The following is a 10,054-nucleotide window of genomic DNA, read 5'->3' as shown; positions in this document are numbered from 1 at the left end:
TTTCCCGTCTCATCCAGCCGCGCGAAGTGCTCGGCGGCTACGCGAACCTGGGCCTGGTCCTTGACCTCGCCCGGCTGGGGCTGGGCCTTGTAGAGAGAGGGATAGACCTCGGCCACCACCACCTCGACGCCGGCGAGGTCGGCTTCGGTAAGGGTCTTGAAGCCGGTTTCGAACGGCCAGACCTTCACGGCCTCGCCACGGGCGAGCTTCAGGCGGCGAGCGGCGGGAATGCCCAGGATCGCCTGACCGCCGACCGAGCCGTTGTAATAGAGCTTCCAGATCGAGGCCGCGCCCTTGGCCGCCAGATCGGTGTGGCGGAACTCCGGCAGGTCGTCGGGGCCGTGGGGGCGCGTGCGCTTGGGCTGCAGGGTGGTCAGGGCGTCTTTTGGCGGGCAGCCCCAGAATGGGAAGGGACCGCCGGTCATGCGCCGGTTGATCTCTGAGCCGACACCAAAGCGGTTGTTGGTGTTGTCGGCCTTGTCCTTGACCATCTTGTCGAGTTGGTCCCAGACCGCGCGCCAGGGATGCTCGCCGGTCAGATTCAGGGCCTTGGAGAACCCACGAGGGAAGCCCAGCGGGAAGTCGAAACCGACCAGCGCGCGTTCGCCGCGCTTTTTGAAATCGTCCAGGATGTCGGCGAGCTTCTTCTCGGCCTCGCCGCGGGTGGCTGGATTATGCGACTCGAAGGTCAGGCGGAAACGCAGGTCGCGCTTCGCCACGCCGATCCAGACGGAGTCCGGCCCCGTGGAGGGCTTGGCCGCCGCGCTCCAATCGACGATCACATAGGCGCTGAACAGGCGGGACACGGCGAACTCCGAGTGAGGTGCTACCTCTCGGCTTGTAGCTGGTCGCTCCCGGCGGGCCAACGCCGGAAGCGATCACGAAGGTGGAGCTAGCTCAGCTTCACCAGCATCTTGCCGAAGTTTTCGCCAGAGAAGAGCTTGAGGAAGGCCTCGGGGGCCTTGTCGATCCCTTCGAGCACGGTTTCCTTCCACTTGATCTTGCCGGCCGCGTGCCACTCGGCCAGGTCCTTATGGAAGGACGGCAGCATGTCGTAGTGGTTGGAGACGATGAACCCCTCCAGCCGAAGCTGTTTGCCGACCGCCAGGGCGATGTTGCGCGGGCCGGGCGGCGGGGTGGTGGCGTTGTACATCGAGATCATGCCGCACAGGGCGAAGCGGCCGAACGGGCGCGCGGAGTTGAGCGCCGCCTCCAGGTGCTCGCCGCCGACGTTCTCGAAGTAGACGTCGATGCCCTCGGGGGCGGCGTCCTCCAGGGCCTTCATCAGGTTGGGCGTGGCCTTGTAGTCGATGGCTACGTCGACCCCGAGTTCCTCCTTCAGGAACTTCACCTTCTCGGGACCGCCCGCCGAGCCGATCACCTTGTGGCCCTTGATCTTGGCGATCTGGCAGACGACCGATCCCACGGCGCCGGACGCGGCCGACACGAAGACGACATCGCCTTCCTTGAGCGCCGCGATCCGCAGCAGGCCGGCATAGGCGGTCATGCCGGGCATGCCGGCGACGCCCAGGAACGCCTGGGGCGGCAGGCCGAAGGTGTTCAGCTTCTGCACCATCGAGGCCTGGGCGTTATAGGCTTCGCGCCAGCCGTAGTTCGACTGGACCAGATCGCCGACCTGGAAGCTCGGATCGTTGGAGGCGATCACCTCGCCGACCGCTCCGCCTTGCATGGCCTCGCCGAGCGCGAAGGGCGGGGAGTAGCTCTTCACGTCGTTCATGCGGCCGCGCATGTAGGGGTCGACGGTCATCCAGCTGTTGCGGACCTGGACCTCGCCGGCCGCCGGATCGGGCAGGGTGACGGTGGCGATTTCGAAATTGCCGGCGACAGGCAGGCCAACCGGACGGCTCTTCAAGCGGACTTCGCGTGAGGTGGTCATTGGACGTCTCCCTTACATCGTAAGCGATGTTCAAACGAATGTTTAGGCATGAGGTCAGGTGGCGTCGAGGGGGCTTGGCCTGTAAAGCGCAAGGTCAGCAGTGTGTCGGAGCGAGTCCATGAGCGAACCCCTCAAAGGCGGCGTGATCGGCGCCGGCGTCTTCGGCGGACACCATGCGCGCAAATATGCGGGCGCCAAGGGGGCGGTGCTCTCGGCGGTCCTCGACACCCACCATCCCGACCGCGCCGCGGCCCTGGCCGTGCCGCTGGGCGGCCGAGCCTTCCATCGTATGGACGAGTTCCTGGAAGCCTGCGACGTGGTGACGGTGGCTTCGCCGGCCAGCGTCCATATGGAGGGCGCGATGGCCGCGCTCGCCGCCGGCAAGCCGGTCTACATCGAAAAGCCGCTGGCGATCAGCCTGGCCGACGCCGACAAGATCATCGCCGAGGCGGCCAAGCAGAACTTGGTCGTCGCCTGCGGTCATCAGGAACGCGTGGTGTTCCAGGCCATGGGCCTGTTTGATATTCCCGAGCAACCGCTGCGGCTGGAGTCGATCCGCTACGGCACGCCGTCCGAGCGCAGCCTGGACGTCTCGGTGGTGCTGGACCTGATGATCCACGACCTGGACCTGGCCTTGTCGCTCTCGACGGCGCAGCCGGTGGCTGTGGAGGGCGAGGGGACGGTCGATTTCTCCGGTGGCTGGGATCAGGCCCGGGCAGAGGTGACATTCGACGACGGCTTCACCGCGATCTTCGACGCCTCACGCATGGCGCTGGAGCGCAAGCGCAGCATGCTGCTGGTTTATCCGTCAGGCGAGGTCGAGATCGACTTCGTCACCCACGAGTTCCGCAACACCACCGGCTTCGCGCTCAATCCCGACTATGCCGATACGCCGGCGGTGAAGGACACCCTGGCGACCAGTGTCGAGGGCTTCCTGGCCGCGGTGCGCGGCGAGGCTCCCCGGCCCATCGTGACGGCGGAAGAGGCGGCTCGCGCGCTCGATTTGGCGCTAGCCGTCGAACAGGCCCTGGAGGATCGCAGCTAGCGGGGTTAGGCTCTCCTCACCCATTTGGTGGAGCACGTCATGACCAAGTTTGCTTACGACTTCGAGTTCCACACCATCGATGGCGCGCCCCTGCCGCTGGAGACGTACCGGGACAAGGTCGTGCTGGTGGTGAATACGGCTTCTCAGTGCGGCCTGACCCCGCAGTACGAGGGGCTGGAGAAGCTCTATTCCGACTACAAGGACCAAGGTCTCGTGGTGCTGGGCGTGCCCTGCAACCAGTTCGCCGGCCAGGAGCCGGGCACCGAGGCAGAGATCAAGGACTTCTGCGAGACCAAGTTCAATATCGACTTCCCGCTCACCGCAAAGGCTGACGTGAAGGGCGATACAGCCCACCCGTTCTACAAGTGGGCCAAGGACGTGCTGGGTGAGCCGGCCGAACCTGTCTGGAACTTCCACAAGATCCTGGTCGGCAAGGACGGCAAGCTGATCCGCGCCTTCGGTCCCCGCACCGAGCCGCTGGATGACGAGGTGGTCGGGGCGGTTAAAGCGGCGCTTTAGGCGCCGCCCAGGAGCAGCTTTAGCCCGATCGTGACGGTCGCCAAGACCACGAAGGCGAACCACATTAAACCGGTGGCGATCATTGTCTGTGGACGATGAGTAACGACATAGCCGCCTCGGGCATCCCAGCGTGTTTCACCGTCCACCTTCAGATTGGTGAAGGAACGGATGAGGGTGAAGATCGAGACGATAGGTAGGCCGAGCCCCCAGCCGAACACCAACACTGACACTTCGCGCTTGAGCGCCTCGGCGAGGCCGATGGGGCGACCGTCCTTTGACACCCTTACGCCAAATATCCACTTGCCAGGTGAGAGCCCGAGCGTGGCGATGAAGACTGCGGTGATGGGGATAGCGAAGACGATGTTGAGCATCGCTTCAAGGAGTGGAAACTGACCTATGCCGCTGAAGAAGTATTCTGCGGCTTCCGGCGCGACGAGGCCGAAAATCACGCCGATCAGGAACCACATGACGGTTCCAAGGATGATCAGATCTGCCGCCCTAGCTGCATAGCGACGCCACGGGTGAGGTCGAACGTCCTGCCAGTTTTTCGAACTCATCGTCCCCTCGGATCGACAGCATTTTCTTCAGATGTTCTGCTATTGTTCCAGTTGGGCTTGAGCATTGTCAATCAAGATTCTCACCGCGTCGTCCGCGCCTCTGGCATGACCGGTCGGAAGACAGTTCTTCAGTGGAAGGCGCGATCATGACCCGGAAGCCCGACGGAACCTGGGATAAGTCCAATCTTCCCAGCCGGCATGTGACGGAGGGGCCCGCGCGGTCGCCGCACCGGTCCTACTACTACGCCATGGGGCTCGGCAGCCGCGAGATCGCCCAGCCTTTCGTCGGCGTGGCGTCGTGCTGGAACGAGGCCGCGCCTTGCAACACCGCCTTGATGCGCCAGGCGCACGCGGTCAGCGAGGGGGTCAAGAAGGCCGGCGCCACCCCGCGCGAGTTCTGCACCATCACGGTCACCGACGGCATCGCCATGGGCCACGAGGGCATGCGTTCCTCGCTGGTCAGCCGGGACCTGATCGCCGACAGCGTCGAATTGACCATGCGCGGCCACGGCTATGACGCCCTGGTCGGTCTGGCCGGCTGCGACAAGAGCCTGCCGGGCATGATGATGGCCATGCTGCGCCTGAACGTTCCCAGCGTGTTCCTCTACGGCGGTTCGATCCTGCCCGGCCAATGGCAGGGCAGGGACGTCACCGTGGTCGACGTCTTCGAAGGTGTCGGCATGCACTCGGCTGGCAAGATGAGCCTGGAGGACCTGTGCTCGCTGGAGCAGCACGCCTGTCCGTCGGACGGCGCTTGCGGCGGCCAGTTCACGGCCAACACCATGGCCTGCGTGTCGGAAGCCATCGGCCTGGCCCTGCCGCTCTCGGCCTCGCTGCCTGCGCCCTATCTGACCCGTGACGCCTACGCCGTGGCCTCGGGCGAGACGGTGGTGCGGCTGATCGCCGAGCAACTGCGCCCGCGCGACATTGTCACCCGCAAGTCGTTCGAGAACGCCGCCGTGGTCGTCGCCGCGACCGGCGGATCGACCAATGGCGGCCTGCACTTGCCGGCCATGGCCCACGAGTGCGGCATCGAGTTCACCCTGCGGGACTTCGCGCAGATCGCGGCCCGCACCCCCTACATCGCCGACCTCAAGCCCGGTGGACGTTTCGTGGCCAAGGACATGGGCGAGGCGGGCGGCATGCCGATGCTGATGAAGACCCTACTGGAAGGCGGCTTCATCCACGGCGACTGCATGACCGTGACCGGCAAGACCATCGCGCAGAACCTGAAGGACGTGAAGTGGCGCGACGACCAGGTGGTGATCCGCCCGGTGTCCAACCCGCTGTCGCCCACCGGCGGCGTGGTCGGCCTTTGGGGCTCGCTCGCCCCAGACGGCTCCATCGTCAAGGTGGCCGGGATGGAAAGCCATCGCAGCCACCGCGGCCCGGCCCGGGTGTTCGACGGCGAACAGGCCTGCTTCGACGCGGTCGAGGCTGGCGACTACAAGGACGGCGAAGTGCTGGTCATCCGCTATGAAGGCGCCAGGGGCGGTCCGGGCATGCGTGAGATGCTTTCGACCACGGCGGCGATCTCAGGCCAGGGACGCGGCGACAAGGTGGCCTTGGTCACCGACGGCCGCTTCTCGGGCGGAACGCGGGGCCTCTGCGTCGGCCATGTGGGTCCCGAAGCCCAGATGGGCGGCCCCATTGCGCTGGTGAAGGACGGCGACATCATCGCTATCGACGCCGACGCCGGGACCATCGACCTGGAAGTCGAACCGGCCGAGCTGGCTCGCCGCAAGACCGAGTGGGCGCCGCGCAAGACCAACTACAACTCCGGCGCGCTCTGGAAGTACGCGCAGGTCGTGGGTCCAGCCCACCTGGGGGCCCTGACCCATCCGGGCGCGGCTGAAGAAACCCACATCTACGCGGATCTCTAGGGCATGCGCACCGTCGGACTGCTGGGCGGCATGAGCGCCGAGAGCACCACGCTCTACTACCAGGCCATGAACCGCCTGGTGCGCGAGCGGCTAGGCGGGCTGCACTCGATGCAGATGCTCATGTGGTCGGTGGATTTCGCGCCCATCGCCCAGATGCAGGCCGACGGAGACTGGGAGGCGGCCGGCGACGTGCTCGCCCAGGCCGCCGCCCGGCTGGAAGGGGCGGGCGCGCAGGCCATCATGATCGGCGCCAACACCATGCACCTGGTCGCCGATCAGGTGCAGGCGGCGATCAGCGTGCCGCTGATCCACATCGCCGACGCCACGGCGGGCGCCGTGAAGGCGGCGGGCTGTTCACGGCCGCTGCTGCTGGCCACGCGCTTTACGATGGAAAAGCCGTTCTACCGTGACCGCCTCAGCGCTCAGGGCGTGGAGGCGATGATCCCCGCCGAGGCCGACCGCGCGCGGCTGCACGCCATTATTTATGACGAGCTCTGCCAGGGTGTGGTCACGCCGGCCTCCAAGGCCGAGGTGCTGGACATGATCGCCAAGGCGACCGAGGCCGATTGCGTGATTTTCGGCTGCACCGAGGTCGGGCTGCTGTTGTCGCCGTCGGATCTTGTCCTGCCGGTGATCGACACAGCCCTGGTCCACGCGCAGGCCGGCGTGGACTTCGCGCTGAGTTAGGGCAGGGCGGCGACGCCGAACAGGTGGGGATGGCCCCAGGTCAGGACCGCCCAAACCGCGACAGCCAGCAGGATGCGCCACCACCCGATTTCTCCGCCTCTTAGAGACTGCCGGCCGCTGGCGATGGCGGCGAACGGCAGGTTTGAGGTCTGGGCCGCGAAAGCGTCCCAGGTCTGGCCCAGGGCTCGTTTGCGCTTGGCGTCGATGCTGGACGTGCCCAGCAGCGCCAACATCAGCATGGAGCCGAACAGCACGAGACTCGCCCGGTCGCCGTTGACGAGCAGATGGCCCGCCGCCCAGATCGCCACCCCCCACAGGAAGGGGTGGCGGGTGATGCGCAGCATGCCCTGGACCACGTTGGGACGCTCCAGCGCGCCTTCCTGGCGGACGCTGGTCGGATTGGGGGTGGTGAGGCCAGGCACGATGAACAGCACCGCGATGAGCTGCAGCGCCAGTTGGACATGGCGGGTGAGCGGCGTGATCTGCCAATAGGCGGCATTGTCAGGTGCGCCCCTCGCGGCCGAAAAGGCGAAGCCCAGCCAGACCAGTCCGCCGACCGAGGCGAGGGAGAAGAGGCCTATGTACGGTCCCTGACCTAGCGTGCCGGTCAGAGCGTCGCGGACCCGGGTCCCTGAAACCAGTAGGTGCAGGAGAACGAAGAAGGCCGCGGCGGCGAGCAGACTGAGCATGGTCAACCCTCATTGTTCGCTGAAGGCTGCGCTCGTCCGTTTACAGCGTCAAGGCAAGCGCTCGTCGTCGTCCAGGTAGAAGGGCGGCTCATCCTCGACTTCATCGTCAGGTTCTGGAGCGCGAGGCCCGACCGTATGTGGCGCGATCGGACGTCGGAGGATCGCCTCGGCCCGGGCCAGCCACTGGTTGGCCTCCTGCACAGCGTCGCTGGGGGATGAGGCGCGCCGCCGCGTCTCGTCGCCGGCCAGCCATAGATCCAGATCGAAGTCGGGATGATACGGGTCATCGAAGATCAGCCGCAGGGTGACGCGCGCGGCGTGTTCGACCGCCTGGTCCAGAGCCAGGCGGGATTCGCCGCGATGGACCCGCGCTAGCACCTGGCCGTCGACGATCAGTTCGGCTCCGACCAGTTCGTCCACCCGGTAGGGCAGCAGCCAAGCGCCGCTATCCCAGGCCACGGCCATGACGCCGGCGGAAAAGTTGAAGCCCGCGCCTCGGCCGCGTCCTGGCGCCAGGATGACGGCCTCGGGCGGGCCCTTCAATACGCGCTTGAGCGCGCGGCCGATGCGCCGCTCCTCGTCCATCAGCCAGATGGCGGCGCTACCCAGCACGGTCACCGCGATCCCGGCGAGAGCCAGCAGCAGCAGGAGCCTTGGCCATTCACTCATCTGTCGACGCTACCGCTGTTCGCGCTCTTGGAGAAGACTTCGCCGGCCTGCCGATTGAACTGTCACGCACTTGGTGTCTTCTTGTCGTCGGCGTCGCGGGGCGATGACTTCCACCTAAGGACTTCAGGAGCGCGATATGGGTTTGTTGGACGGTATTTTGGGCGGCGCCTCAGGCGGTGAAGGTTCTCCGATTGGAGCGATCACCGATCTGTTGGGGGGCCAGGAGGGCGGTCTCGGCGGCCTGATGAACGCTTTCGAAAAGGGCGGCCTGGGCGGCGTCGCCCAGTCGTGGATCGCCAGTGGCGCGAACCTGCCGATTTCAGCTGAACAAATTCAGGCGGTGCTGTCGTCGGGCATGGTGGCTGACTTCGCCGCCAAGCTCGGCGTTGATCCGACGACCGCGGCCGACACCCTGGCTAAAGTCCTTCCGCAGGTGATCGATCACCTGACGCCCGATGGCCAACTTCCGACCGGCGGACAGGGCGGCTTCGGCGGTCTTGGCGGGCTTGCCGACATCCTGGGCAAGCTGAAAGGCTAGAGGACGCTCGACCACCATCGCTTGAGCCGGGTCAGGATACGCCAGCTCAGGATGATGAGGCCGATCGAGCCGACGAACAGCACCAGAGCCACCACGATGGCGATCGCCGGCTGACTGAGCGCAAGCCACAGTCCGCCGGCGGTGACCACGTCCTCGGTTGTGCTGACGGCGATATTGCTGATCGGCTCTGGACTGGTGTTGACCGCCGCCCGGGCGCTGGCCTTGGCGCTATGGCTAAGCAGCGCGGCCCCCCCGCCGAGCAGGAAGACGATCACCTGCCAGGCAGGGTCGTGCGCATCGACCACGGCCAGCGCCAGCAACGCGCCGCCCAGGGGGCGGATGAAGGTGTGGGCGCCGTCCCAGAGGCTGTCGAACCACATCACCTTGTCGGCGACCAACTCGGCGATCGCCGCGACGCCAGCCACCCCGATCACCCAAGGGTTGGCCAAGGCGTCCAGGGACTGGATCTGCTGGGGCAGGTCGAGGAACCCGAACCGCATGGCCATGCCCGCGGCGGCGACGCAGGCATAGAGCCGCCACCCCGCGAGGAAGCTCAGGCTCGCGGCCACGCCGACCAGTTCGACAGCGCCCATTTCCCGCCCTCACGCAGCAATGAGTTTAGCGTAACGCCGTTCAACTGGGAGGAGAAGCCGCTCGGGGCTCGTAGTTGAAAATGTAGGCGTCTTGCAGGAGCTTGTGCTCGCGCATGAAGACGGCCATCGACTCATAGGTCGCCGTGCGGATCGTGGCGTCCTGGTCGTCGGTCCGCAGTCGCTGATCGGCGAGGGGGCCGAAGAAACGCACCAGGCCGTTAGCCTTGACCACGGTCGGTTTGTAGTGGGCCTTCAGATTGGCGGTGATCTGGGCGGGGTTGTCGGTTTCCCAGATCCCGGATCCGATCACGTTCAGCATGAAGTTGTTGCAGTTCTGGTACTTGCGCGCCCAGGGATTGGCGACCAGCGAGTACTGGGGATTGTGGACTTTCTCATAGGTCGGACTATCGATCACCGCCAGGATGCGTCGCTGCATCTCCGGGCTGGGAACGATCACCGCCATGTCGTTGACCGTGGACCCGCGCGTGAAGTCCAGGGGGAAGTCCTGGACCAATCGGCTCTCGCCCTTCGGCCAGGCTTTGCCGTCGCCGGCATAGAGATTGTAGACAGCATAGCCCTTCAACGACTGGCCGTCGGCGGTCTGGATGTCGCGATAGACCCAGAAGGCGCCGTGCGTATAGGCGATGCCTTCAGGCAGTTGGTCGCGCATGCGGCCGGCGCGGAACACAATCGCCACCCGCGCGCCCCGCCCCGCTAGGTCGCGTTCCATCTGCTTGGAAAATGATGCCGCCTGCTGCGGCGTGAAGTGCGGAACGATCGCCCGCGCCGACGAGTCCTGAGCGGCGGCCGGCGGGGCGGCGCCGGTCATCAGGGCGGCGGCCAGGACCGCGACGAGCAGCTTCATCGGGCGACGGGCTGAGCGACGTCGTAGGGCACGGCCGGCGCCGGATCGGGCGAGACGACGACGCGGTCGTCCACTTTCAGCGGCCCGGATGCGAATTTGGCCGAATCGCCGG

At 66.0% G+C, this 10,054-nt stretch carries 12 protein-coding genes; 5 read left to right on the top strand and 7 right to left on the bottom strand.

All coding sequences use genetic code 11. The features are described from left to right. Both Q7T84_RS16475 and Q7T84_RS16470 read right to left on the bottom strand, forming a co-directional pair. The coding region (locus tag Q7T84_RS16475; protein WP_304810982.1) for a cobalamin biosynthesis protein CbiG at window positions 1-806 on the bottom strand (806 nt) is incomplete at its 3' end. 86 nt (window positions 807-892) lie between these two features. Then, the gene (locus Q7T84_RS16470; RefSeq protein WP_304810980.1) at window positions 893-1,897 is read right to left on the bottom strand and encodes an NADP-dependent oxidoreductase; all 1,005 of its coding nucleotides are present in this window, start codon (window positions 1,895-1,897) and stop codon (window positions 893-895) included. Window positions 1,898-2,015: 118 nt separating this feature from the next. On the opposite strand from Q7T84_RS16470, the gene Q7T84_RS16465 reads away from it, so the two are divergent. Further along, window positions 2,016-2,942 (top strand): Gfo/Idh/MocA family protein, encoded by a 927-nt coding sequence (locus Q7T84_RS16465; RefSeq protein ID WP_304810978.1) that lies wholly within the window; start codon window positions 2,016-2,018, stop codon window positions 2,940-2,942. A 39-nt stretch (window positions 2,943-2,981) separates the two neighbouring features. Continuing rightward, window positions 2,982-3,461, top strand: a complete 480-nt coding sequence (locus Q7T84_RS16460) for a glutathione peroxidase (protein ID WP_304810976.1) — start codon at window positions 2,982-2,984, stop codon at window positions 3,459-3,461. Here the strand turns inward: Q7T84_RS16460 and Q7T84_RS16455 are convergent. Next, the gene (locus Q7T84_RS16455) at window positions 3,458-4,018 is read right to left on the bottom strand and encodes an RDD family protein (RefSeq protein WP_304810974.1); all 561 of its coding nucleotides are present in this window, start codon (window positions 4,016-4,018) and stop codon (window positions 3,458-3,460) included. The two genes, Q7T84_RS16460 and Q7T84_RS16455, sit on opposite strands and share 4 nt — an antisense overlap. Before the next feature lie 146 nt (window positions 4,019-4,164). On the opposite strand from Q7T84_RS16455, the gene ilvD reads away from it, so the two are divergent. Together ilvD and Q7T84_RS16445 are read left to right on the top strand one after the other, a co-directional pair. Then, the gene (gene ilvD / locus Q7T84_RS16450; RefSeq protein WP_304810972.1) at window positions 4,165-5,901 is read left to right on the top strand and encodes a dihydroxy-acid dehydratase; all 1,737 of its coding nucleotides are present in this window, start codon (window positions 4,165-4,167) and stop codon (window positions 5,899-5,901) included. Between the two features lie 3 nt (window positions 5,902-5,904). Beyond that, window positions 5,905-6,588, top strand: coding sequence for an aspartate/glutamate racemase family protein (locus Q7T84_RS16445; protein ID WP_304810970.1), 684 nt, complete (start codon window positions 5,905-5,907; stop codon window positions 6,586-6,588). Here Q7T84_RS16445 and Q7T84_RS16440 read toward each other — a convergent pair. Together Q7T84_RS16440 and Q7T84_RS16435 are read right to left on the bottom strand one after the other, a co-directional pair. Beyond that, window positions 6,585-7,277, bottom strand: coding sequence for an NnrU family protein (locus Q7T84_RS16440; protein WP_304810968.1), 693 nt, complete (start codon window positions 7,275-7,277; stop codon window positions 6,585-6,587). The two genes, Q7T84_RS16445 and Q7T84_RS16440, sit on opposite strands and share 4 nt — an antisense overlap. Before the next feature lie 48 nt (window positions 7,278-7,325). Next, on the bottom strand, window positions 7,326-7,946 hold the full coding sequence (locus Q7T84_RS16435) for a hypothetical protein (protein WP_370653681.1): 621 nt from the start codon (window positions 7,944-7,946) through the stop codon (window positions 7,326-7,328). Window positions 7,947-8,082: 136 nt separating this feature from the next. On the opposite strand from Q7T84_RS16435, the gene Q7T84_RS16430 reads away from it, so the two are divergent. Next, on the top strand, window positions 8,083-8,484 hold the full coding sequence (locus tag Q7T84_RS16430; protein ID WP_304810966.1) for a YidB family protein: 402 nt from the start codon (window positions 8,083-8,085) through the stop codon (window positions 8,482-8,484). Here Q7T84_RS16430 and Q7T84_RS16425 read toward each other — a convergent pair. Together Q7T84_RS16425 and Q7T84_RS16420 are read right to left on the bottom strand one after the other, a co-directional pair. After that, window positions 8,481-9,077 carry a DUF4126 domain-containing protein gene (locus Q7T84_RS16425; RefSeq protein ID WP_304810964.1) on the bottom strand — a complete coding sequence of 199 codons (597 nt, stop codon included), beginning with the start codon at window positions 9,075-9,077 and terminating at the stop codon, window positions 8,481-8,483. The two genes, Q7T84_RS16430 and Q7T84_RS16425, sit on opposite strands and share 4 nt — an antisense overlap. A 40-nt stretch (window positions 9,078-9,117) precedes the next feature. Further along, complete coding sequence (locus tag Q7T84_RS16420) at window positions 9,118-9,942, bottom strand: DUF2145 domain-containing protein (RefSeq protein WP_304810962.1); 825 nt, start codon at window positions 9,940-9,942, stop codon at window positions 9,118-9,120. Window positions 9,943-10,054 lie beyond the last annotated feature (112 nt).

The sequence above is a fragment of the Phenylobacterium sp. genome (assembly GCF_030654915.1).
Lineage (GTDB): Bacteria > Pseudomonadota > Alphaproteobacteria > Caulobacterales > Caulobacteraceae > Phenylobacterium.
The sequence above is the reverse complement of the archived record's forward strand: the minus strand, read 5'-3'. Positions and strand labels throughout refer to the sequence as shown.